This window comes from Ruegeria sp. AK4, from assembly GCF_056541025.1.
Map to the genome: position 1 here is coordinate 224,040 of NZ_JBQFXS010000001.1, position 24,889 is coordinate 248,928.

The window sequence follows — 24,889 nt, forward strand, 5'->3', positions numbered from 1 at the left end:
CTCCTCAGGTTCACTGGCAATAATCTTCAAGCGCGCTTTGGGACAGGGTGTCGGATTTCAGCCTGAGCCGGTTGCAGACCGCGTTCAGGTGTGTGGCGGCCTGTTCCGAGCCTGCTGTGGCGGCACGGCTGTAATACTCTGCCGCGCGCGAGGGTTGGTCCGGGAAGGTCAGGCCGATCTGCCCCTCGATCACGTCGTCGGTCACGGTGGCGTCATAGAGCGTTCCGAACAGCGCAAGCGCGTCCGCATCGCCGGAATTGGCTGCCTTTTCGACAAACCCAAGTGCGTTGTCGGCGGATACCGAACTGCCGCACTCGCGTATTTTGCCAGCCAATGCGGTGAAGCCTTGGGACGACAGTTCCGCCAATTGGGACTGTTCGCAGGGGTCCGTTGCGGGGGCGTTCTGTTCAGGTTCGACAACGGCGGTTTCGGTCGCGTCGACCTCGGGTTCGTCCGACATGTTCAGGAAGAAATACGCACCGCCCGCAAGCAGCAGAACCAGTGCCGCAATGCCCGCTATCAGGCCGATCGAGCTGGATTTGTCCTCATCACCTGTGTTGTCCTCGGTCGCGCTGTCTTCTTCCGCTGCCGCTTCCTGATCCTCATCAGATGTTTCCGTTGCGGACAGCACGGTTTCGGAACTATCCGCCTCGGGCGCGGCGGCCATGACTGTGGGCGCTTTGGCTTCCGGCGTTGCACCGGTGCCGCCGATGCCGCCGATGATAGCCTCGTCCGGCCCGGCGTTGATATCATCCGGCCAATACGTATCCCAACTGCCCGCGCCGACCTCGATCCGGATCGGCGTATCCTCTTCGATCTGATTGACGATTTCGGGGCCGACGATCAGCCGCAGCACATCACCGTTCTGAATTGCGGATCGGGCGGGAATGGCTGCCTTGTTGGCCTGCCACCCTTCGGGGCTGAGCCACTTTTGCTGGTAGCTGTTGAACACCGCAACCGTCACCGGGTCACCCTCGGCCACGGCGCCAGAGATGGTGAGTTCGGCAAAGCCGCCATGCGGGTGTTTGGGATCTGGCCTGATCTCGATCACGAGGGCTGCTCCGTTCCTGTTGACAGCTCGGTCAGGACGCCGCCAAGTTTGATGTTCTGTTCGATATTGACCGTACCCGCATCACTGTCCTTGGCGTTTTCAACAAAGAGCGAATCCAGCGCAAAGACCCAGTCGGTCCAGGTGTCGGTTGCCGCGGCGCGCGGGGTTTCGGGCAGGCTTTCGGCGCTGTCGGCCCCAATGCGCGGCGCAAAGGCTTTCCGGCTGTTTCCGTCGCCCAGATCAATGTCCAGACCCTTGCCATCCTGCACATCCCGCGCGCCAAGCGTCGTGACGAAACCGTTGATGCGTTCCGAACACACGATCGCTGCCGAGGGGGCCTGTTTGTCCACCGTCAGCCCATAGGAGATCGCGCGCAGCATCTCCATGATGTCGTCCTGAACATTGGTGCGCGACAGCCCGTGGATCATCTCATTGACCAGATCGCCCGCCTTTTCCTGATTCAACTGGTAGACGGCAAGGCGTTCTTCGTCTTCTTTGAACCGGTTAAGTTCTTCAATCCAAACGGAAACAGCCGTCGACGCCTGAAAGGATTCCGGCGTCATGGTCCGGATCGTGTTTGCCTTTGGCTTGGCGGCTTCTTCCTCGGCGGGGGCCTGTTGCGCCACCGGGGCTTCAGCCGCAGGTGAAGCCGGACGGGCTGGCGCACCGGGGCGTAGTGGTGCCCCTGGACGGGCAGGGCGCGAGGTCGCGGCGGCCGGGGCCGCTGCCGCAGCGGGTTTCGGGGCCTCGTTCGCCACCGCGTTGGTGATACGGATCGAGGACGGCACCCGCGAAATCCGATCCTGCACCGCGTCCTGATCCACCGAAAGCGCCTTGAGGAAGGCTCCGAACCGGTGGTTCGACAGGGTCAATTCCAGGCCGTCGATGATCCCGGCGGCGGCCACCCGTTTCTCTTCAATGCGTTGTTCGACGTCGTCCGAGACATAGAACTGGGCCAGTTCCTGATGCAAGGATGCGGCGACGGCTTCGACCTGAGTGCTGATCTGGCGTAACTTGCTTTCCGGTTTGCAGACCTTGGTCAACTCATCGATCAGATAGCTGACGCCACCATCGTTCAGGCCAAGGGCGGCCTCCCACGCGCGATCGGGGTCTTTGAAGTGCTTTAGCACGGGCTCTGCCTGCAGGCATCCGGCCTTGAGCTGCGAGACCCGTTCGACCTTTTCGGGGATGATTTCGACTTCGCGATCATCTTCGTAGCGGATGAGCGCCTCAATGGGATAATAGGGGTTTCGCAGCCAGTAGCAGTTCGTAAAGGGCTCGGACCCGGCCCATTTATGCACCCAGGACGTCGGCACCTTGCCAAACCCCTTGAGCAGCGAGGCGTCCATGCGCCGTTCGAACCGCTCATAATCTTCCGCGCCCGAGGCGCTGTCGATCAGGTGTTTGTCGAACTTGGTCATCACAAAGAACAGGATGCAGTCGTTCTTGGCCCGCTCATCCGGGGTAGCGCCATGGGTCAGTTCGATCCATTGTTCGACCAGCCCCGGCAGGCTGAGCGTTTCCATATTGCTGTCCGGCACGCAGAGCAGCATCGAGGTGATTTCCTGGTTCGACACATAGCGGTCGAACAGATAGGCCACCTTGCCGCGCAGAAGCATGTTGGTAACGGCTTCTTCCGGGTTGCGAAGGGTCACAGACAATGGCGCCTCGAACCGGTTGCGGGCACCGGGGAAGTCGAGCAGATCGGTCTCGGCAAACAAGGGCGAGGGCTGTTCGTCCATCGGAAACACCAGTTCCGCCGCCAGTGCCGTTGTCACCGCCCGGTTCAACTGACCGTTCTGACCGGCAGCGGTCTGGATCGACAGCATGTCCTCGTTTTCGGGGCCGAACAGACCTGACAGGGTATTCACGTCGATAATCGACGTCTCGCGCGGTTGCAGCGAGTCGAGCGAGGCGTAGATCACCTCGGCATGGTTAATAGTCGCCAGCGCTTTGGACAGCTTGATGTAGAGGTTCGTCAGAGGTTCATAACCGCCCCACAGGATCGCAAGAAACTGACCGCGGTCTTCGGGTGAAAGCCGGGGGGCCAGTTCCGCCGCCTCGTCCCAGAACCCGCCGAGGTTAAAGGCATAAGACGATTTGCTGACCCATTTCTGCACATAATCGGCGATCTCATAGACTTCTTCATAGTCCAGCCCGCCAGTGGGCGCGCCTTGCGCCTTGCCGGAATGCGCCTTGAAATGCGCCTCGAGCGCTTCGGGGGTCGGGGGTTCTTCGCTCAGGTCGCCGTCTTCGTAGAAACTGTTGATCAGGGTGCGGGCAATGTCCGCCTCGGTCAGCAGGTTCAGCTGGATCGGAAAGCCATCCGGGGTAGGGGCCTTGGTCATCGTGAAGCGCGTCACAAGACCGGTGGATTCGCCATCCCCCGCCGGGTTGACCTGACTGATATAGTCCAGCTTGCCGCCCGGCCCGTTGAAATCCGCCACCAGTCGCCCCTCGTTCGGGCGCGCCAGAACCGAGACCAGAAAGGACTTACCGGCCTGCGACGGGCCGAAAACACTGACGCTCATCTTGGTTTGCGCCGCGCGGCTCAGCCGTTCCGCCCGCCGTGCGCTTTTGCGCAGAACCTTGGGCAGATGGGCAACCCGGCCTTCGACGGTTTTTTCGTTTTCAGGATCGTTGATCCACTCCAGCGCGGCGCGCGACAGGCGGGCGACCTCGGTGCAGCGGGCGGACAGGGCGTCTTGTTGGCTCATTTCATCGTCTCATCTCTTCAAACGGGTCAGACCTGGAACACGCCAGTGTCGATCCAGTATTCATCTTCAAAACCAAGGGTGTGCAGGCGCAGGATAACCTCGCTGGACTTCATCGCGCCGCCTTCGCCATCCTCGACCTGATCGATCTCGAACGCTTCGCGCATGGATTCGCGCCGCAGCTTGTCTTCGCTGGTCTCGCCATCACTGTCGTCGAAATCGGTCTTGCGCAGTTCAACCTTGATCGGCAGGGGCCGGGTCTGGTTGCCGGTATCCGCAAAATCCAGTCGGAACAGCGGCGTCGTGGTCCAGCGATCCAGCGGCAACTGGCGCGAGCCGATATAGACCGGGGAATACAGGTTCACGGTCGCCGTGTCGTTGCTGGACCCGTCAGAATCCAGATCGACATCGCTGAACAGAATACGCGCGTCGGGAATCTGGCCGTTGATGTCCATTTCCCCGACATAGCGCGCGGTGGATTGCATCTGGAATGCGCCGGTTGTGACCTTGAAGTTGGGGATGCGGTTTTCCGACAGCGCGATCAGCATGCCCCCAACGGCCACCGTCGATTTCGGATCGCCGATCTTCTGCGAAACCGGATCACGGAACGGATACCAGCGGCCGGTCTTGTATTGATGCATCGAGATCAGTCGGTGCGGTGGAACCACCAGCATTTCTTCGACAATGGATCGAATGGCGGGCAGGCGCGAGGGCCGCCCGGTCAGCAGAACCACATCGACGCCCAGATGGTCGATCACCTCGCACATATTGCCCAGAACGCGCTGGAACACCTCGCGGCTGATCGCATCCACATCCTCGCGCGAGGATGTCAGGATCAGATCCGCCAGTTTCCAATCCCGCGCGCCCAGAGCGGCAGCGGCGTCCTCGACGTATGACAGGATTTCCGACCCAACTTCTCCGCTGCTGTCGGTTTCAGGGGGGGGATCGGACGGCGTGACGGGCGTGGTTTCTTCCTCGCTCTCCTGCTCGTCAGGCTCGACCGGTTCGGGCATGCCCAGAATGCGGGCAACCGGCAGGTCAAAGCGTTCGAATTCTTCGGATGTTTCGCAATGGGCCAGCGTGGCCTCAGCCAGTGGCACCAGCACCCTTAGCGAGAATTGCCGTCGTCGTTGTACCGCCTGCTGGTCCTGTCCGCCGATATCGCCGCCGAACAGTTCCCGCAATTTCTCGGCGACATACACGCCGCCCGCGGCTTCGATGGATTCCTGAATGCGCGGAATGACGATGGCGCTGACGACCCGGTGCACAAGGTCATCGCCGGCAACCCGGAACCCTTCACGGAAGGTCTGTTCGGGGTGCAGAACGCGGTTTGCCTCGTTCCGGTAGGTGGTGATCATCAGGTCGGTGGTGCCGCCACCCACATCAATGCTTGCCAGCCGCAGCGAGGGTTCTTCGGCCCCCGACGGGGCCATCCGGGGCTTGCCCTTGAGATCGATAAATGTGTCCAGCCGACCGTCGAATTTCTGCGTCAGTTCGCTGTAGAGGTAGACCAGTTGCGTGCACGAGGCCTCATCCCAATCCACCTTGACCTCGGGCTTTGTCGAATAGGGTTTCTGAGCGTTGTCCAGACCCAATTGATGCCAGATCAGGCTCAGCGCGCCCTGCGTGCGGGACCGGATGATCGCCTGTTCCTTGATGGGCGTTGCGGTCGGCAGGCTAAGGATGATGCGGTTCAGGCGTCGGGGCAGGTCCGATTGCGCCCGGCGGGACCGGCCCGCAGGGTCGTTAATCTGGATCAGGGCGTGGGCGATAATCTCGCCCATCATGAACCCGAACAGCGAACTGCGCGAGAAACGCGGACGAATGGCGGGCGTCGTCGGCGTTTCCCCGCGACGGCGCAGGCGCTGTTCTTCCTCGTACCGGACCTGTTTCATCACATCGCCCGCCTCGTTCAGGTGGCGCATGGCTGACCGCACCGCCTTGGGCAGGTTGTTCGGGTCCATATGGTTGTGAAAGCGCCAGTCCTGCTGCACGGCGGCGCTGTCCCAGAGATAGCGTTTGGGCGAGGACAGGCCCGACAGGGTTTCCGTGCCTTCTTCGCCTTGTACCAGCCGCACCGCCTCGGGGCCGATGCGGACGAAACTGGGCCACAGAAATGCGTTGCGCCGACCCGACCGGCTGGCATAGCGGTCATCGCCGAACCGGACATCCGAGAATTCGACCCGGCTGGGAAACAGGCCGCTATAGTGAAACTCGGGGCGGCTCAGGTCGCGGATTTCCAGCGGGAAAGACCGGGCCAGATCGACCCGCGTTTCGCCCGGAAACTGTTCGATCAGAATGCCACAGGTGCGGCTGTTGCCAACGTCGAGTACCAAATCGACATTCACCGGCGTCACCGCATCGCGGGGGCTGACCGTATTGGCAAAGCGGATGGTCGGCGGGTTCGCGGCCTTTTGCACAACGTGCAAATAGGCAAGGTAGCGCGCCCAGTGTTCGAACCGGTGGGGCAGGTCCTCTTCTGCGAACCGGCGACCGGGGCGTTCGGCACGTTTGAAATCCAGAAACAACTCTTTCAGCCAGTCCGAGACCCAGCGCTGATGATCCAGCATGTTGCCGTTTTCATCCGTCTCGGGGCGGCGCAGGAACCAGCGCATGTCATTGGGTTCTGAAATCAGCCGGAAATCGCGGGCCTTTTCGGCGTCAGACTTTTCAGGCGCAACATAGTTCACGTCCTGCTGCAAATCGACCAACGCCGTATCCAGCGCGATCTGAATGCGGTGGGTGTGCCCGGTTTCCGGATCGGGTTCGGCCAGTTCAACCGTCCGCATCCGCGCCCAGCTTGTCGGGCCGGGATCGAATTGCAGTTCACCCGCATGCCCGCGCTGGCTTTTCTGCCGCAGGAACGGAATGGGCACCCATTTGTCCAGAAACGGATCGAGCGCGGCGGTAACGCGGACGGAATACTCATCATCGTCGTCCTGCCGCGCATCCAGCACCTCGGCATCGCGGGTATCGTCGCCGGACAGGGGGAACAGGGTCAGGATCTTCTCGCCATCCTGCTCGCCCGTCACCCGTTCGATATACCGCAGCGGGCGCATTTCCAGCTTGGCAATGTCAAAGCCGAAATCCAGCATTTGCGTGCCTGAAAACGGAATCAGAGTGATTTCATCGCGCAAATTCGCGAGTTTACGAATTTGTGGTTTGCGATCTCTGAGCATTAGTTACCCTTTCCGACTTCGTATATCGCGGTCCAGGCCGGTTGGTTTTGGGATACCGAGCCTGTGAACGTTTTGATCTTGCTGCCCTCTTTGACCCGCAGGCGAAACGGTTGCGTCGTGCTTTGGCCGTGTGGGTGGAAAAGAGAGATTGATATGAAATAGGTCCCGTCTGCCGGCGCGTCGAAATACATGCTTTCAATCGCGTTGGGCACGGCTGTGGTGATATCGTGGTTGCCGCCGATATCGAGCGTTCCGCCACAGGCTGACCGGTTGTCGTAGTTGATGATCTGGCTGCCGGGGCACCGCACATCCATGTGCAAATCCGCAATCGAGTCCCATAGCAGCGAAATCGTCAGCTTCCCTTCGCGCGCGCCGCGTTCGGTCAGCCTGTTGCTATCAACATCGGGGGCGGCCTCGGTCCGGTCTTTCGGGTCGGGGATCGGGGCCAACACCTTTTCAGGCTGGCAGGCCCGGTCGGCCATGCCAATCTGTCGTTCCAGGCTGGCAATCCGGTCCCTCAACCAAAGCGTGCGGCGTTCCTCTTCCGAAGCCTCCGCAGCCGGAGGCGGGCAGTAGCTTTCCACGCCCGGAAGGCGCAGGGCGCAGGCTTCGACCATCAGATACCAGATCGCGGCGATCATCAGCAGCAGCAACAACCAGCCAAACCACATCAGCCACCACAGGTTGAGGGGGCCCCGGTCAGCAGTGGCAACGGCTGCAGGCGCCGTGTCCTGACCGGTTGGCTGAGCGGCAGAGGCCGCCGTCGCCGCAGCTTGCGCCGCCGCTTTCTTTTGCGCCCGCGCGGCCCCTTCGGCCCCGCTGAGGTCACCGGTCACGGCGGCTTGATTGTCGGACACCCAGGCCCAGTTCAGCATGACCGGCTGTTTGGTGTCCCCGTCTTCCAGCACATAAACGCAGTCAGGTCCGGGATGCTGCACGGCGTTGCACAAAGCCTCGCCCAGTCGCTGCTGGTCGGGGTCTTTGCTGTCCAGCAGCGACTGGCCATATTCGGTGATATCGGACAGCAGCGACTGAAAGTCGTCTTCAATTTCACCGCGTACGTCTTCGTCGAAACTGTCCAACTGGCGCGGCTCACCCGCGGTGGTCGCGTACCAGTCGAACCGGTCGCCATATTGCGTCGCCACCGGTTCGGCGAACAGAGCGGCGTGCCGCTCGCCCAGTTTGTCGCGCACGGTGCCGGTGATCAGCTCGAACGACCGCTGCGGTGCGGTTCCAAGCGGGGACAGGCCCTGCGTTGATGTGTTTGCGAGGAAAGCTTCAAACATTACGCCAACTCACTCGCTTTTCGGCGTCAGCGTGGGAAGCTTGGGTAGGGGGGCCTCGGTGCTTTCCGGCACTCCCGAAGCCTGCGCGCTGTCCGGTGGCAGCGGGCGCTGGATCTGTGGCGCACAGTTCTGGGTCACAACCGTCGGCAGCGCGCCGGTGCCGTTCAGAAACTGCATGAGGTCGGGCGTGGACAGGGCAAAGTTCAGGCTGCGCATCGGCCCGACCTTGACGAATGTATTCACACCGACAAGACGGCCGCACATGTCGACAAGCGGCCCGCCGGAGTTGCCCCTTGAGATCGGTGCAGAGTGTACCACGACCTTATACTGCGGGTTGATCTGCTGTTCGGTGGACACCGTTCCATCCGTGACGGCCAATTCCGGCACAGCTGTCCGGTCGCCCGCCCGCAATTGCTGAAACCGCGCATCGCTTTGCAACAGATCGCCGGGATACCCGGCCGCGATGACAGATTGCAGGCGCAGTGATTCGTTTGAATCCAAGACGTTGAAGGACGGTTGTTGCGCCCCTTCGACCCGCAAAAGGGCAAAATCCCCTCCGGTCGCTTCCAACGGACCCAACGTTTTGAGAACCTGCGCTTCGCGCAGGGAACCCAGCGCGTTGTTGGTGACATAGATTGTCGAACCGGGGGCCGCGATGACGTGGTAATTCGTGACCAGTAGATCGGGGCCCACAAAGAACCCGGAGCCGCTGCCCAGACCTGCCGGGGAAGGGGCCAGCACAATCGCGGTGCGCTCTTCGATATAGGCCAGCAGCGATTTGGTGTCCTTCGGGCCGTCCGAGTCCGGAACCTGCACGCGCTCGGGATCGGGGGGCAGAATGGCTGTCCGCTCGGCGGGCCGGATCGCGCCGGGGATGTCGGTGCGATCATTGGGGTTTGGCGGCAGCAGCCCTTCGATAGTGCGTCCGTTGGGCATCAGAAGGGTTCCGTCCGCCTCGCAAACGGCACCGTCGATGGCGGTTTGCAACGTGGCCAGCCGCTGTTCCAGCGACTTGTTGGCGTTTGCCACTGCGGCCAGCGCGGCCTCATCAGTAATGGCCTTGTCGCCCGCCTGTTCCGGGAAAATGCGATTGCCGGGGATCAGCAGCCAGATCAACACGACACCCGCAATCAGCACCAGAAGCAACAGCGGAAGCCACGCCCACAAAGGCACCCGCTGCGGTGCGGCGGCGGCAGGCTGCGGCGCCTGGGGCGGAGGCGGCGGGGTCGTGCCGCCCGTGGCACCAACCGGCGGTGCGACCGAGGCGGAACCGGGGGCTTGTGAAGCTTGGGATGCGGCCTGTGCGGGCGCGGCCACCTCGGCGGTTGCAACCGCCGACGCGGCGACCGGCGCTGCCAGCGGCAGAAAGCGCCCGAGGGTCTGGGCGTAATGCGCCTTGCGCGTGTCTGCATCATGCTTGGCGCCTGCAGGCATCATGCCCCAGTTGATAATGACCGGCGTGCCATCCACGGACCACACATCGTTCAGGTCGGAAATATGCAACGCACTGCCCAGCAGGCCGCTGTTTTCATCACTCAAAGCGGACCGAAGCGGTTCCAGCCTGCGCGTCAGTTCTGCCGACAGCGCCGATTGCGAGGCCTCATCCAGCCGCCCGAACGGCGTGGCGTTGCCCTGAACGTTTGTATACCAGGACACCGATGGCGAAACCTGATCATTGCCGCGGCTCAGCAAAGGCTCGGCGAAAAGCTGGGCAGCCTCATCCCCCCCGGCTGACTTGAGGGCGTCCTGCAGGGCCGCAAAACCCTCGATCGCCAGTTCGCCATCAACCTCGAGGCATTGTTTCAGTTCAATCTGTGTTTTGGTCAGAAAATGTTCGGCCATCAGTTGCCTCTTGTGGATCGGCGGAATTCTACGGTTGCGGAACTTCCGACCTCGGGTTGTGTCACGACACAGTTTGCCGTGCCGGCCTGGTTCAGTTCGCAACTGCTGCGCAGGCGGTAGATATAGCCGCCATCGCTGCAGGACAGATCGCCGGGTTCTTCAATGATCAGCGCGCCGCTGCCGTCAAATGCGCCGGTCACAGGGCCCTCGCAGCTGTTGCCGTTGGCGGCGCGCATCTCTTCGCGGCCAACACCGTTTGCATCGAAACACATGATCCATTGGTTGTACGTGGTTTCAACGCCGGTGGTGCGGTTGGTTGTCACGAAACTGGAATCCAGTTCCCAACACCCTTCCAGCAATCCGATGCGCCGGCCTTCCCAATCCCCGCGATCGATCTTTTCGGGCAGCGGGGCCGGTTCCGGCAGGGCTGCCTGTTGGGGTTCCTCCGGCTGGCACTGTATCAGGGCAAGCTCGCGCTCGCGCTGAAGAATGCGATCCAGCAAAATCTTGTTTTGACCTTCCAGAACCGCCAACTGCGCTTCGGTCTCTTTGGCCTTGTTCACGGGGCACCAGTCGAACCATGTGGCTGCAACACGGTCCCCGGCACCACATGCCGGCACCAGCGCGGCAGCGGACCAGGCGACAATTGCGACAAGCAATGCAGTGCCAAAAAAGACCGAGACAATTCGGAGCAAAACGAAAACACCCCCTACAAATCGAAAGTCAGTAAACGTGACTCAACACTGATGGTCAACGCAATTCTGCGACTGCGATCAGTTACAAAAAATGTCATGCCCACCCGATTACAAAAGCTGTCATTTCAAACGGCTAACCGTACCCGCTACGAAGTTACCAAATGGTAAACACGTATGGGATTTGGGTCATGTTCGACTTTGAAACAGCAGAAAGAAACGAAACTCAGAAGACGCTTTTGTCGGTTTCCGGAGGCGGCCTGCTTGGGGTTATTCCAGCCGCGATGCTGATGCGTTTCGAGGCGCTTGGAAAAGACGCTTACGGACCTGCCTACCGGCTGTGCGACAGCTTCGATTCCGTTTCGGGGACTTCCACCGGAGCGGTGATCGCCGCCGGGGTCGCGCTTGGGCTTTCGGCCCAGGATATCGCCGACTTCTATCTGCGCGACGTGCCCCGTGGGTTCAAACGGCGCAAGCGCGCTGTTCCCCTGCTGCATGATGTCTTTGACAGCGAATTGCTGCACAGTTTCTTCGAACAACGCACCCAAGGGCGGCTGCTGGACCGAAGCCAGTTGGAATGCGATCTGACGGTGCTGACCAAGGACCTGCAGCGCGGAAAAGCCATTGCTTTTACGACAGTTGACAGCGATATCGATACGATCTTGTCCGCAGAAATTCGCCGCGAAATGCTGCCGCTGTCTGACCTGTTGCGCGCCAGCACCGCCGCGCCGGGGTTGTTTTCTCCGATCACACTGAACTTGAAGGGTCTCGGTCAGACCCGGTTGGTGGATGGCGGTTTCAGTCTGTTCAACGATCCGTCCTATCTGCTGACCCGGCTGACCCGCGAAGCGGGAGCTCGCCGGGCGGCTCTGATCTCGCTTGGAACCGGCAGTTCGCGGCCGACCTATTCCGGCAAAGACCTGGTGGACCGGGTCTCGGTTCTGCGCGCCTTTCGCGGTCTGTTCGGCCTGATCAAGGATGCCGAGGCACTGTCGCAGGAACTGATGCGCGACATGGCGCAGATGTTCGGCCCGTCCCTGCAGCACGACCATTACGACATGAGCCTGACCCGCGACACGTTCGAGGCGCTGTCCTTTTCCCTGAAACCCGGCGAATTAAGCGACATGCGGAAATTCGCGGATTTCGCGGGCAAAGAGCGGCTGTTCGAAGCCGCAGGTCTTTTGGCCGAGCGCCTGATTTCAGAGCCACTGCCGCTGACCGGCAGCGCATTAGTCACTGAAACGGTTGACAGATAATTCCATTTCCGCACCATTTGGGCAGTTGGGAATTTTAGCATGAAAACAATTGATGTCTCATATCTGGGTGGCATTCCCGAAAAAAAGGCCGCGCGCATAGCCATACTGGATGCTCAGAAACTTTCTGTCGCCAGTTCCGGCGAAGGGACTGTGACTGTTCTGGATACAGAAACGCTGCCGGATGAAGAGGCGGATGCCCGGCTTGCAGAGGTCTCGCAAACCGCGTCTCGGATATTGGTTTTGTTTTCCCTGTCGCACGGCGTCAGCTTCCGCAACCGGCGCGACGCGCTGCTGGCTGTTGGCGCAAGCGACGTCATGTCCGCCGACGGAACGGACGAAGAGTTTCTGACCCGTGTTCAGGCGCTGAAACTGCAGGCTCAGCCTCCGCGCATTCTGATCGTCGAGGATGAAGAGGAGATCGGCGATTGGGCCATCGACGTTCTGCGCGACGCCGGAATGGACGCAACCCGCGTGCGCACATTGAAAGAGGCGCAGGACCGGTTCGAGGCCGGTCCCGTCGATGCCCTGATCGTTGATCGTGGCCTGCCCGACGGCGATGGCCTGACCTTCATCAGCCGGTTGCGCGACCTCGGCATCCGCATTCCGGCGCTGTTGTTCACCGCGCTCGACTCCATCGAGGACAGAATTCGCGGCCTCGAAACGGCGCGGGCGGACGACTACATCTGCAAACCGGTGCACGAGGGCGAATTGCGCGCCCGTGTTCAGGTTTTGCTGCGCCCGCTGATCTCAGAGGAAACGATGGTCTTCGGCCCGCTCGAGATCAATCGCAAGGACAGAATAGTACGCTGGCGCGGCACACGGGTCGAGCTTCGGCCAAAAGAATGCGAGATGCTGATCTATCTGGCCGAACGCGAAGGCCTGCCGATCCCCAAACGGATGATCTATCTGGATGTCTGGCAAAAAACCTTCATGGATGTCGGCTCGAACCCGGTGACAGCCGCGCGGCACCGGCTGGTGCGCGATTTCAAATCGGCGCTTGGTGAGCGGGGCGACGAGTATCCTGAATTTCTGGCAACCGACGGCGACGCCTATGTGTTTCTGTCCGAAGAACTGTTGCGCATTCCGCCGGTAATAGGATCGGGACCGTGAACAAAAGGGCCGCAGCCTTCCCACAGCCCTTGCGCATGGTGACAGGGCAGGGGCTGTTTTACGCAGCGCTGGGCGTGTACCTGATGCTGGCTGCGGTCTTCTGCGTTTCGGTCTTTACAGCTGCCGACAGGGCGGATCAGAGGGCGCTGCACAGCGTCGAGGCGCAGATGCTGCGTATCCTAGAAGACACTGGGGTCAGTGGGCTGGCCACCGCGTTTGACCGGTCGCGCAACATTGTTCTGCCAGGAACGGATCGGCTGGAACTGGCGCTGTGGCAGATCGGTGGCGGCAAGCGGCGCGTGTTGCTGGAAACCGCCCCCGGCGCAGCAGCGGCGCTTGACAGCGAAGCGACGCAAGCCACCGTCGACGGCATCAATCTGGAACTGCGGTCGGTCGATGTTGCCGCCGCGTCCAGTGACTGGGCTTTGCCCATGGGGGACGTGGCGCTTGTGTTCGGCATCGAAGCCCCCAGCGCCGAGGCCAAACGCGCCCGGCGGCTTGCGCTTGCGACAGGTTTCATCTCGCTGTTTGTGTGCGGGCTGATGGTTCTGCTGCAGGTCGCGCACTGGCAACGCTATCGCCGCAATTTGCAGCGGATCAACACTTTGCTCGATCGCTATTCCTCGGGCGAAACCCGCATCCGGTTCGAGGATGAAAACCCCGCGCCCGAACTGCGCGAACTGGCGCGGCAACTGAACACGGCGCTGCCCAAGATTGATGAGCTTTTTGCCGATTTGCGCGCCCTGTCGGCGCATCTGGCGCATGAAATGCGAACCCCGCTGCAGAATATCCGCAGCGGCCTGCGCAAGATCGTGCGTGCCGAAACCGATGAAGAAAGACGCGCGCAAGCCCAGCGCATCGACATGGGCATCGACGCCGCCGATGCGCGCCTGCAGTCGATCATGCAACTGTTTCGCCTGCAAGCGGATGCGGATATCCAGTTCGAGCCAGAGGTCGCTTTGGGCGATATCCTCGAAGACCTGGTGTATGACTTCGAGGAAGACCTGACCGCGCAGGGCCGCGATCTGACGGTACGGATCGACAAATCGGTGTGCGTGACGGGTAATACGCATCTGCTGGAACTGCTGCTGGCCAATCTGCTGTCCAATGCGGTGAAATACGCGCCCGACAACTCGGGTATCTCGGTGGATCTGCAGCAGCGGGCCGGACAGTTCGAACTGAGGATTTCCAATGACGGGTCATTGCCGGAGGGGTTCACCGACAACGCGTTCGACCGGTACGCGCAAAGCGCCGAGAATCCGGGCTATGGGCTGGGCCTGGGGCTGGTCAAGGCTATTGCGCAAAAGCACGGGTTCAAGGCAGAGTTGGCCGGAGGCGAAGACGGGACCCGCGTCACCGCATATGTGCACGGCGCGGCGCTGCCGCAATCTGCGGAGGACGGTGATGACTAAGACGCACATCGTTTCAACCGTCCTTGGCCTCTGCCTTTGCTCCGCAGTTTCGGCGCAACCCGATCACCCCGTCGCCCGTGTTGCGGCGGGTCTGGTTCTGGCGGAAACCGCAGTTGAGGCGGAAAACGCGCCGCTGCTGTTATCGGCGCTTGAGATGATCTCGGCCCATTCTCCAAAGGGTGAGGCCGCAGCGCGATTGCTGGGGCAGTATCAGGCCGAGGCTCAGTTTCTTGCGCGCGGCGACCCGGGCTTGATTGACCGCCATGGCAAACTGTCCGGCGCGGGACCGGTTTCATCGCAACAACCGATGATATGGATTCTGAACGGCAGCGACAGCTTCCAGGTGCCCGACGCACAGGGCATTACGGCGTTCGCATCGCAATCCGGTGCGTCGGCGGACCAGGTACTTGGGGCCGCCGGATCAGCCTGCCACCGCGATGGGTTTATTTGGACATGCGCTCCACCGCTTGTGCAGGGACAGGTGACGATCCGCCCCGAAACATGGGTTGTGATCGAGACCCGCCCGGCAGCGCAATGAGACGTCTGGCCCTTTTGTTCAGCGCCTTGGCCTGTGTTTGCGCGCAGGCCGTCAACGCAGAGCACAAGGCGCTGATGATCGGTGTCATGAACTACGCAGCCGATCAGACCCGGGAGTTTGACACGCTGGGCGGACCGGGGCCGGACGTGGCCCTGATGACGCAGGTTTTCGTAGATATGGGGGTCGATGCGCATCAGATCACCGTTCTGACCGACGCGCCCGAGTTTCTGCGCACAGAGGGTATCACCCCATCCGTTCCCGACCGCGCCAACATACTCACCGCCCTGAACCGGCTTGCTGAAAACGCGAAGCCGGGGGACCTGATTACCGTCTATCTGGCGGGTCATGGGGCGCAGATACCAGCGCATGCGACGTCTGCGGAAACCGATGGCTTTGACGAGGTGTTCCTGCCCGCAGATTTCGGCTTTGACGCGGATGGGGCACCCGTGAACGTGGTTCTGGACGATGAAATCGGTGCCAGGATCGACCAGATGATTGCCGCCGGGGCACATGTCTGGCTGATTGCCGATACCTGCCACTCGGGCAGTTTTCGGCGCGACTTAGGGACTGATTTGGTGCCCAGGTTCGTTGACCTGAACCCGGACAACTCGCCCGGGGCCGGGGCGGATACGTTGGCCGACCTTTCGCCACCAAGCGCGCAGACCTCGGGGCAATTCACAGGGTTCTACGGGGCGGCGGCCGGGGCGCTGGCCTATGAGGCAAAGGTTGCAGGGTCAGAAACGCCCCATGGGCTGCTCACATGGGCACTGGCCCGCGCGCTGCGTGAGGGGCGGGCAAGCACCTTTTCAGACCTCGCGCGGCAGGTGACGTCCACCATCTGGACTGTCGGAAAAGGCCGGTCTGACCCGCAGTTCGAAGGAGCGCTGGGCGCAACCCACGCCTTTGCCGAGCACGCAGCGGATGCTGGCCGGTTTGCCCTGTCGGTTGATCAGGACATTGCCATCGCTGCCGGTCGAATTGACGGCATAACACCCGGCACTGTTTTTTCAGTGCGCGACCAGACCGAAACGGTGTTGTTCGAGGTGGTGGTTAGCGAGGTGTCCCTGACGCACAGCACTGGCTCACTACCCGCCGGGGCGCAGCCGGAACTCGACGGAAAACTGACTTCCGAAGGGCTGGACCCGACCCGTTTCCGTCTGCGCTGGCTACAGGACCGCGCGCCCGTTCTGACGGCCGAAGTAACGTCCCGGCCAACGGACTTGTCTTTTTCGGTGGCGCTGTCCCTGCAGGGCGTTGATGCCGGGATGTCCGAGCGCATCGCGCAGATGATCAGCGACTTAAGCCCGCGCCTGCGCCTTGAGCAGGACAAGGCAGACCTGCGCATCGTGGCCGAAGAGGATCAGCTTGTCCTGCAACCAACCGCACCCGGAGCGCAACATGCGATGGCAGTTCCATTGGATACTGCGCAGTTGCCTCGGTTGCGGAACATGCTGCAGCTTTATGCGAAATCGCGCTCGTTGCTCTCGGTCGCACAGTCCTTGCAGGCAACGGAGCTTGCAACAAATCTGACGGTCGGTCTGCAGCAACGCGCCGGGCAGGCGGGCGAGGGCGGGGTATGTAAGGACACCGTTGGCGCAAATCCGAACGCGCAGGACCCATCCCCCGGCGTGCCTCGGGTAACGCACTGCGACACTGTTTCCGTCACGGTTCAAAACCGCAACCCATGGCCGGTCGATCTGACGCCGCTTTATATCGCGCCCGACAATCAGGTGTATTTCCTGTCCGGATACCGGGATGCCGCGAAAGGCGGCTGGCGGATCGGGGCCAACGAAGCGGACACCCTGCGCTATGTCGAGGCGACGCAACACCCCGATGGTTCACCGCTTGCGACGGGACCGATGCGTCTTGTTATACTGGCCGAGCGTGGCGTTCCCGGTGCTGTTCCGGCCGATTTCCGGTATCTGCAATCGTCTGTCGCGCCGCCCGCCACCAGATCGGCAGACCCTGCGTCGTTGACCGCGCTGCTGACAGAGGCCGGGTTCGGACAATCCGCGCGCCGCTCGATCGGGGATACGGTCATGCGGCAAAGCGGGGCGGTGATCTTGCCGCTGAGAACGGTAGGGGAAGAGGGGAAGGATCGCGTTGCTGAGTAGATACAAGACAGTTGCAATAGGCCTGATTTGCCTGACATCGATGTGTTGGGCCGCTGCGGCGGTCGCGCAGGACAACAGGCTCAGCGCACAGGTTGCAGCGCGATGGGCCGTTGAGGCTCGCAACCCGCAGGCTTTGGCCGACAGCCTGTCTGTTTTGCTGGCAGAGGGCAGCACGCTGGATCGCGAAGATCCGTTCTCAGTTTCGCATTTCGCCGATGAATTGGCAGCCATGCCCCGTGGCCCGGACCTGCTAAAGGCCGTTCTGGCCGCAAAATCCCGTGGTCAGTTGGGCGGGGCGGCCCGGCTGGATCTGGAGCTTGCACCGGGCGAGGCGCATGAGGTGGAAGTCGTGCTTGTGGGCCATGAACTGACATGGGTCGAAGCCCGCCTCTGGCGCGGGTCAGCGGGTGCGGACATAGACGTTGTTCTGACCGGCACAGATGGCACAGGGCTTGCCGCCGACACGCAGCCGCAAACAGGCGTCGAAGGGGTTGCCGCTTTGCTGGATGTCTGGGTCGAATCCTGCACGCGCGCCAGATTGCGGATCACCAACGCCGGGACTGCCGTTGGCCGCGTTGCCCTGTTTGTCCCCCAGACCACCCGCCCGAACTGCGAGGCACCGGGATGAGGGCGATTATCGCGCTGGCAGGCAGCGTCTGCACCATATTGCTGCTGTCAGGTCAGCCCGTGACGGCGCAAACCCGGCCCGAGACGTTGCGCGAGCAAGCCGTTCAGGCGCTTATCGCGCAGGACTTCGCGACCGCCCGGGAACTGGCCGTTCAGCTTGAGCAGATGATAGATCAAGGGCAGCGCCCCGAAGGGACAAGCGGCGTGTCGCAATACGGTCTTGTGGCCGAGATGTTGTTCCATATGGGCGATGTCGAGGGCGCTGAACGCGCCTACTCAAAAGCCGTTGAAGCGGCGCGGTCCGAGGGGCTTTGGACCAGTCAGCAGGGTCTATATGTCCGTTACGAATATGGCAGTCTGCTGTTGGTGCAGGGCCGGACCCCGGCGGCGTTGGAGGTAGGGCAGGCGCTTCTGGCTGATCTCGACCATCTCGGGCAACTGGCCGGTCCCGCCGGTCTGGACACGGCCATTCTGGTTGGCATGGCGCAGCAGACCATGGGCGACCCCGAGCAGGCGAGCCGGACCTTCAAAGCTGCGGTTGATGCTGCGCAGAAGGGTGGCGAAAGCGGCCAGAAACTCAGGCTAGCGCTTGTGGGTCTGACGAATGCGCTGACGGAGCTGGGTGCGTTCGAAGCGGCGCTGGACCCGGCCCGTCGGGTTGTTGACATCGACCGGAGGCAGGGCGCGTCGGGCACCGAACAGGGGCTTTTCGCTCGCCTGCGCTATGGCATGGCGCTGGAAGGAGCGGGAGAGTTAACCGAGGGCAGATCCGTCACGCAGGCCGTTTTGGACGACGCGCTGCGCAGCCTGCCGCCGGGGCACAACGTGACGCAATTCGCCCGCCGGACGCTTGAAAAAATCGAGCGTGCGGAAGGGCGCAAGTTTGCGGCGCGCGCGCTGAACCGGCAGATCACAGACGCCGCCATCAACAGCGAGGACCCATCCGTCCGATTGGATGCGCTGCTGAATCTGGCTGCTCACAATCTGGCCAATGGCGCGTTGGATGGCTACGAAACATCTCTTCTGGCGGCGCTGGCGTTGATAACCGAGCATCCCCAGGCCGCGCCACCAACGCGCCGGGCCGAGATATTGTTCTCGCTGGCGGATTTTCTGGTCAATTACCGTCTGATGTTTGCCGAAGCCAAACCGCTTTATGAGCTTGCGATCGGTATCCTGACTCAGGAATTGGGGCCGCATCACCGGGAAACACTGCGCGCAAAGGCGCGTAGAATTCATGCGAAAGACAAGGAAATTCAGGTCTCGGCCTTGCCAATTTCCAGCGATCAGCCGGTGTTCTGGGACGGAACTGACGCTGGCAAAAAGCCGACAGCGGATGATCTGGATACACTGCGCCGCCTCGCCGATGAGGAGGGCAGGCATGGGACAAGGTTCGAGGCCTATGCCGCACATCTCAAATACGCGTTTTACCTGTCGGAAGCGGGGCAGTTTGACCTTGCGCTGGACGTGATTGAAACGCAGATCGACAAGCGCCGGGCAGAGCACTCCGTACCCGACCCGGAAATCGACTACAGGCTGGCCGATGCCCATGGAACGGCGTTGCTGAAAAGCGGGCGCTATGCCCTTGCGGCACAGGCTTTTGGCACTGGCACTGACGCCCTTTTGCTGTATCTGCGCGGTCTTCAATGGCTGGAAGGTCAGGTGAACGCGACGGCGCTGAACCTGCAGGGGCAGGTTTATGGTGAGCTTTACGCCTCGGCAGTATTGCGCGCGGCTGAAGACAGCCCGGCTGCGGAAAAAGAGCGAATGACCCAAATGGCGTTCGAGGCGACGCAACTGGCCGGATATGGCCCTGCATCGGTGGCGGTCGCCCGGGCAGCGATCCGCGAGGCTGCCGAGGACCCGGAGCTTGTCAAGCTGGCGGCGGACTGGCAGCAGGCGGTTCTGAACACGCCCGCCGAAGGGCAGAACACGGATCTGGACCGTTTGCGATCCCGCATGTCCGCCGATTTCGCCCAGTATTTCGAATGGCAGATTCCGGCCCCGACGGACCTGATCGACGTGCAGGAAAACCTTCTGGACCCGGATGAGGCTCTGATCACGCTTCTGACCGCAACGACCCAAAGCGCCAGTGACGGGGCGGTCAAAGGGTTGGTGCTGGCGGTCACACAGGACAAGGCAGTGTTGGCCGAGATACCGTTGGACTGGGCGCAGGTGGTCCAGGACATAAGCGCCCTGCACCAATCGCTCGACCCGAAGGTGCCGGAACGGATGGCGGCGCTTCGGGCACCGCTGGCCAGTGTTCAGGAGACATCTGAAACGGCATCGAGGCTTGCGGCCCCTTTTGCGTTCGATGCGGCCCAACGCCTGCACGATGCGTTCTTTGGCGAGCCGGAAATCGCAGACCTGATCAGTTCCAAACCGGTCTGGACGCTTGTGCCTTATGGCGAGACGATGGGCATCCCCTTTGCCGCCCTGATTGCGGGCGAGGAACGCAGTAACGCCCCGATGCAGCGCCGTACCGCAGACGAACTGCGCCAGATACGGTGGTTGGGGCACGAGCGGGCCTTGCAGGTCGTGCCCTCGGTGCATGCGCTGAAAGCGCTGCGCGCGAGCCGGACGCAGCGCCCCTCGGCCAGCCGACTGGCTTATGTCGGGATCGGCGCGCCCGAGTTTTCCGGCTCGCAATATGCCGCCTTGCCCAGCACGGATGCGGTCATGCTGCGATCCGCGTCCGAGCGGTTGAAGGCCGTCAGCGCTTTGCCGGCCTTGCCCGGCACGCGGCGTGAAATTGAAGCGTTGGCCGATGTGTTCGGCATGGACAGCAGCGAGGTCCGGCTGGGTGCCGAGGCGAACGAGCTTCAGATCAAGTCGCTCAATGACGAAGGCGTATTGGCGCAGGCCGATATTCTTCATTTCGCGACGCATGGCTTGCTGTCCGGCGCGTTCGAGGGGTTGTCGGAACCGGCCCTGGCGCTGACGCCCGATCTGGCCGCAAATGACGAACTGCAGTGGGATCGCGATGGCCTTTTGACGGCGTCCGAGGCTGCCCGGCTGAACCTCGACGCCGATTGGGTCATCCTTTCGGCCTGTGACACCGCAGGTGAGGACAAGCTGGGCGGTGAGGGGCTGGGCGGACTGGTTCAGGGATTCTTCGCGGCGGGCGCTCGTAACGTGCTTGCCTCGCATTGGCGGGTTGATGATCAGGCAGCCGAGCGGCTTATCACCCGCACGGTCGGTTTGTCGCAGAGTGGAACAGGCAAGGCCGAGGCGCTGCGCCGCGCCATGGTGGAACTGTCGGAAGATCAAACGCGCGATCAGTCTTTGCTGACCAATGCCCACCCGTCTGTTTGGGCTCCGTTCCTGATGATCGGCGGTGGTTGAGCGTGCGCCAACAAAAATGGCCAGCCCGAAGGCTGACCATTTTGCAACGTCTGTCGATACCGCTTAGTTCTTCGGTGCCAGAACAGGCAGCGTATTCGAGACCGGTACGACTTTCGGCAATGTATGATTGCCGCCGCTTGCGCGCTGGCTCTGAACCTGCAGCGCGGTGCGGATGACCTGAATGCGCTCAGGCGTCGTGCTGGGCACGAAGACCGGGGTTGCGCCACGCTCCAGCGCGTCCATCGCGTTCACGTACCACGGTGTCGCCGCCGAGGCAGAGGTCTGTACGCCAAATCCTTCACGCAGATGGTGGCCGACCAGTTCGCCGTAAGGATCGTTCCCGGCTGCCATCATCGTCAACGCGCCGGCCAGTGCCATTTCCGCATTGTCGAGGCGATATCCGATGCCGATGCAAATCTGCCCGTAGACGCCCATCGTTGCAGCATCGCTCAGACCCAGCTGCTGTGCTGTCGACTGCACGTTCGGAATGACCTGACCCGGAGCTGCGGTGCCAAGACCGGCAATCGTATCGCCAAACCCTGTGGCAATCTGTTCGCACAGCGCTGTCATTTCATTTTCGGACACCGCATATTGCGACGCCACCGATCCGCCCTGCGTGATTGCAAATCCGCGCGCTTCGCAGAACTTCTCGCTCAGCGCCTGGTTCGGGTCCGTCATATTGGTCGCCTGAACGACGCCGCCCTGAATACGCGTGGTTTGATCCACCAGTTCACAGCGGGCCGCCGCAGATGCCGCAACCTGACCCAGAGGCTGCAACGGCTTCAGTTTCGGCACCGTGCCAGCGGCGTTCCCGATGACCTGACCGCCTTGAGGCTGTACCTGAGGTACCTGCGCCTGAGGCACCTGTGCCTGAGGCTGAATTGCCGCGTTCTGAGTGCCATTATCGGGCCAGCGGTTGATCGTGCCTTCATTGTTGGCGCCGTAATTGGTGCCTACCAGGTCGCCGTAGCGCGACGCATAGTTCGGATCACGACCGATGTTCAGCAGCCCGCGTGGACCTTCGGCTGCCATGGTGCGCGGATAGGCACCACCGGCACCGGCCTGATATTTCTGCCAGCCGTCGATCAGGTTCTGACGTTCCCAATCCGACAGTTGGCCGGTCTGGGGGTAGCCCATGTAACCCTGATAATCCCGGATCGCCGCACGGCTGCGGTTTCCCATCACGCCATCAACGCCGCCGACGTTCCAGCCAAACCCATTCAGTGCTGACTGCACCTGCATGTTTTGCTGACGCTCCGCCGAATTCACAGATGAGCGGGGCTGAGACCGCGTCGCTTGCTGTTTCTTCTTGCCCTTACAATTGATGGCTCCGGATGCGCAGCCAATAATTGCCACAGCACCTGCGCCGATGATGACATCCGCAAGATCAGCCTGTGCGCGGCCCACTCCGGTAGTGATGAACATGGAGGCAAGAAGCGCGCCACCGATTGATTTACTAATAAACTGAAACCGCATTTCAGCTACCTCCATACCAAATACGTTGCACCGTAATATCTACGTAAACATGTGATTCAATGCATGTTACAAAAATTGTCACCGAATTGCATCCAACCATTTCTGGCGGGTTGCTGAATGTGAACTTGGTGCCGTGGGTGATTCTTTCGGTTAAGTCTTTGCTAAAAAATTAAAAAGTGGGCGTTCGTTCCGCGCAGTACTCGACCTCCTCACGCGTCCGAGATTCGCCTTCTTGTTGTAGGTGCGACATAGGCTCTCGAATTACGTGTGCCGGTGATCGCCCCGCCCGAATTCTCAAAACGATTCGCGTGATTGCGGGACATCATTAAAAGCCAACAACTTACGTTGCTTGCTCTGTCCTACTGTATGGCAATCTGCAGCAACTGGTCCTTTTCCATGTCCGGTGACTCGAGATACAAGGCCATGTCGTCCCAGAACCGGTTGAGCATATCCAGCAGCTGAAGCTGCTCTGCCTCTGCAAGGTCCTGCGCCAGCACCGAATAGGCGGTCACGCGCATCTCGGTTTCGACGTCCGATCCCAGCGTCTCAAGCGCGGCGCGGTAGGAAAGCAGATATGTGTCCCGGCTGGCCCGCAACGCATCCAACCGGTCGAGGTTGAGGTTCAGCGTCTGCATCAACTGCGCCCGCTGATCGCCGACCGTGACCTGAACGGTGTCCAGCAGCCTGCGGCTGTCACGCTCCAGCTGCCGGATTTCCCGGCTGCCCTCGATCAATGTTTCGACAAAGGCCGCGCCGCTCAGCAAAGTGGACTTGGCCGCCTGAGACAGGGATTCAGCCGCCTCTTCCCGCGCAATGCGGAACTCAAGCTGCAAATCCCCCAGCGCCGAGCGGCGGCGCGGGTCCACTTCGTCTTCCAGCAGCGTTTTCAGGGTGGATAGCGGGTCGGCCTCGGAATCCGTCGACCTGTCGGCCTCTTCCGTCCAGCCGGTGCGGATGGCGTTATACCGGTCTTCCGAGACCACGATTGCGCTGATCACCAGCCGGATGCCAAAGTATTCCCCCGCCAGCGCTTTGCCTGTCAGGTTGCTGTACATCGGGTATTCGTTGCGCCGCGCGGTGTAAATCTGCGCGTCTTCCTGATCGACCGAGCCACCCCGGGTCACAAGCCCACCGGGCTGGCCATGGGTGCGGCCTATGGCGTTCAAGCGGAACGGCTCGAGCATCAGTTCCTCGGCATTGCCGTAGATGTCCAGCAGCCCAAGCGGGTTCGGGGTGCGGCGGGCGCCGATGATCGACAGTTTCTTGCTGCCGCTGCCCGGCGCAAGATAGACCGCGTAATCCGTCAAGGACCCTTCGGAAAAGAAGCGCCGCGCTGCAAAGACCGAGGCATCCGCCTTGGCCCCGCCACGGGCGGCAAATTCCCATTCCGGCTCGGTTGGCAGGCGCAAGAACCCGATCCTGTCCCCTTGTTGCGGCAGGCTGTCGCGTGCATTCTGCATCAGCCACTCGGAATAGGCGCGCGAGACATCCACCGCCTGAAACCACGTCAGCCCGCCCTTGGCGCGGGCGTCGACGGGTTTGAAACCTCCCTCGCAATCGCCGGTGATGGCGCGGTATTGCCCTTCATTCAGCTCATAGCGCGCGATGTAATAGTAGCTGACCTGAGTTTCCGGGTCGTCGAATGCGCCGCGCAGATAGGTCGGCTTCAGGTAATCCGAGAATGCGGTATCCGCGTCGGACTGGCCCATGCGAAACGGCCGGTCCGACAGTGGGCTTGCCACATCCACCGGCACGTTGACACGCTGAAACGCCATCCCGCCACCGCAGGGCATGGGCAGGATCAGGTCCGCCGGGCCGTGGAACTTGCTGGACGGGTCCGTCAGAAGCTCGGGCCATTGCGCGTCATTCGCAAGCGCTGGCGCGCACCAGGTCAGGAATACCCCCAGGCAGAAACGGATGGAAACGGGCAACTCGGGATCTCCTTCAACCAGCAGTCCGCATGAACCGCATTGGCCAGTTTTGCACAAATCGGATGAACTTCAACCGACAAGATCGGGGTATTTCGGCTGGCTGCGCAGGCTCTTGCGGCGGGCGTGTTCTGCTTTTGCGTGCATCCACACCGAGACTGTTTCGCGAAACGTTAATTTTTGTTATCGTTGAGAATTATTGATCATATTATTTGGAGCACATTACCTGCCGGATTCAAAGTTGGTCTTTGGTTTCAATTTTCGAACTGCGCTTCGGAGACTTGAAGCGAGTTCGCCTCAACCATCACGGCAACCTGGCAAG

General features: G+C 61.4%; 15 protein-coding genes. 7 read left to right on the forward strand and 8 right to left on the reverse strand.

Translation table 11 applies throughout. The features are described 5' to 3' along the window. Nucleotides 1–10: 10 nt before the first annotated feature. Genes ACR0EZ_RS00990 through ACR0EZ_RS01015 form a run of 6 tightly spaced genes read right to left on the reverse strand, consistent with a single transcriptional unit; the run spans nt 11 to nt 10,731 of the window. Entirely contained in the window at nt 11–1,051 is a 1,041-nt protein-coding gene (locus ACR0EZ_RS00990; protein ID WP_480609886.1) for a hypothetical protein, read from the reverse strand. Next, nucleotides 1,048–3,768, reverse strand: coding sequence for a virulence factor SrfC family protein (locus ACR0EZ_RS00995; RefSeq protein ID WP_480609888.1), 2,721 nt, complete (start codon nt 3,766–3,768; stop codon nt 1,048–1,050). Before ACR0EZ_RS00995 ends, ACR0EZ_RS00990 begins: the two co-directional genes overlap by 4 nt. Before the next feature lie 26 nt (nt 3,769–3,794). Further along, a complete protein-coding gene (locus ACR0EZ_RS01000; RefSeq protein WP_480609890.1) occupies nt 3,795–6,944 on the reverse strand; it encodes a virulence factor SrfB in 3,150 nt (1,049 codons plus the stop codon). Next, the gene (locus tag ACR0EZ_RS01005; protein ID WP_480609891.1) at nt 6,944–8,230 is read right to left on the reverse strand and encodes a hypothetical protein; all 1,287 of its coding nucleotides are present in this window, start codon (nt 8,228–8,230) and stop codon (nt 6,944–6,946) included. The genes ACR0EZ_RS01000 and ACR0EZ_RS01005 overlap by 1 nt, the downstream gene beginning before the upstream one ends. A gap of 9 nt (nt 8,231–8,239) precedes the next feature. Further along, a complete protein-coding gene (locus ACR0EZ_RS01010; RefSeq protein ID WP_480609893.1) occupies nt 8,240–10,072 on the reverse strand; it encodes a S1C family serine protease in 1,833 nt (610 codons plus the stop codon). Further along, a complete protein-coding gene (locus ACR0EZ_RS01015; RefSeq protein WP_480609895.1) occupies nt 10,072–10,731 on the reverse strand; it encodes a hypothetical protein in 660 nt (219 codons plus the stop codon). Before ACR0EZ_RS01015 ends, ACR0EZ_RS01010 begins: the two co-directional genes overlap by 1 nt. Nucleotides 10,732–10,955: 224 nt before the next feature. Here ACR0EZ_RS01015 and ACR0EZ_RS01020 point away from each other — a divergent pair, with 224 nt between their 5' ends. From ACR0EZ_RS01020 to ACR0EZ_RS01050, 7 genes are read left to right on the forward strand one after another with little or no spacing between them, the layout of a single operon-like run. Beyond that, on the forward strand, nt 10,956–12,020 hold the full coding sequence (locus ACR0EZ_RS01020; protein WP_480609897.1) for a patatin-like phospholipase family protein: 1,065 nt from the start codon (nt 10,956–10,958) through the stop codon (nt 12,018–12,020). A 39-nt stretch (nt 12,021–12,059) separates the two neighbouring features. Further along, nucleotides 12,060–13,130 (forward strand): response regulator transcription factor, encoded by a 1,071-nt coding sequence (locus tag ACR0EZ_RS01025; protein ID WP_480609899.1) that lies wholly within the window; start codon nt 12,060–12,062, stop codon nt 13,128–13,130. Beyond that, nucleotides 13,127–14,542: a sensor histidine kinase gene (locus tag ACR0EZ_RS01030; RefSeq protein ID WP_480609901.1), complete on the forward strand. Its 1,416-nt coding sequence runs from the start codon at nt 13,127–13,129 to the stop codon at nt 14,540–14,542. The genes ACR0EZ_RS01025 and ACR0EZ_RS01030 overlap by 4 nt, the downstream gene beginning before the upstream one ends. Then, nucleotides 14,535–15,080: a hypothetical protein gene (locus ACR0EZ_RS01035; protein WP_480609902.1), complete on the forward strand. Its 546-nt coding sequence runs from the start codon at nt 14,535–14,537 to the stop codon at nt 15,078–15,080. Before ACR0EZ_RS01030 ends, ACR0EZ_RS01035 begins: the two co-directional genes overlap by 8 nt. Next, a complete protein-coding gene (locus tag ACR0EZ_RS01040; protein WP_480609904.1) occupies nt 15,077–17,194 on the forward strand; it encodes a caspase family protein in 2,118 nt (705 codons plus the stop codon). The genes ACR0EZ_RS01035 and ACR0EZ_RS01040 overlap by 4 nt, the downstream gene beginning before the upstream one ends. A gap of 40 nt (nt 17,195–17,234) precedes the next feature. Continuing rightward, nucleotides 17,235–17,822 (forward strand): hypothetical protein, encoded by a 588-nt coding sequence (locus ACR0EZ_RS01045; protein ID WP_480609906.1) that lies wholly within the window; start codon nt 17,235–17,237, stop codon nt 17,820–17,822. Further along, a complete protein-coding gene (locus ACR0EZ_RS01050) occupies nt 17,819–21,163 on the forward strand; it encodes a CHAT domain-containing protein (RefSeq protein ID WP_480609907.1) in 3,345 nt (1,114 codons plus the stop codon). Before ACR0EZ_RS01045 ends, ACR0EZ_RS01050 begins: the two co-directional genes overlap by 4 nt. Nucleotides 21,164–21,226: 63 nt before the next feature. Here ACR0EZ_RS01050 and ACR0EZ_RS01055 read toward each other — a convergent pair whose 3' ends face one another. Next, nucleotides 21,227–22,588 carry a peptidoglycan-binding domain-containing protein gene (locus tag ACR0EZ_RS01055; RefSeq protein WP_480609909.1) on the reverse strand — a complete coding sequence of 454 codons (1,362 nt, stop codon included), beginning with the start codon at nt 22,586–22,588 and terminating at the stop codon, nt 21,227–21,229. A 410-nt stretch (nt 22,589–22,998) separates the two neighbouring features. Continuing rightward, on the reverse strand, nt 22,999–24,570 hold the full coding sequence (locus ACR0EZ_RS01060) for a formylglycine-generating enzyme family protein (RefSeq protein ID WP_480609911.1): 1,572 nt from the start codon (nt 24,568–24,570) through the stop codon (nt 22,999–23,001). Nucleotides 24,571–24,889: the final 319 nt, after the last annotated feature.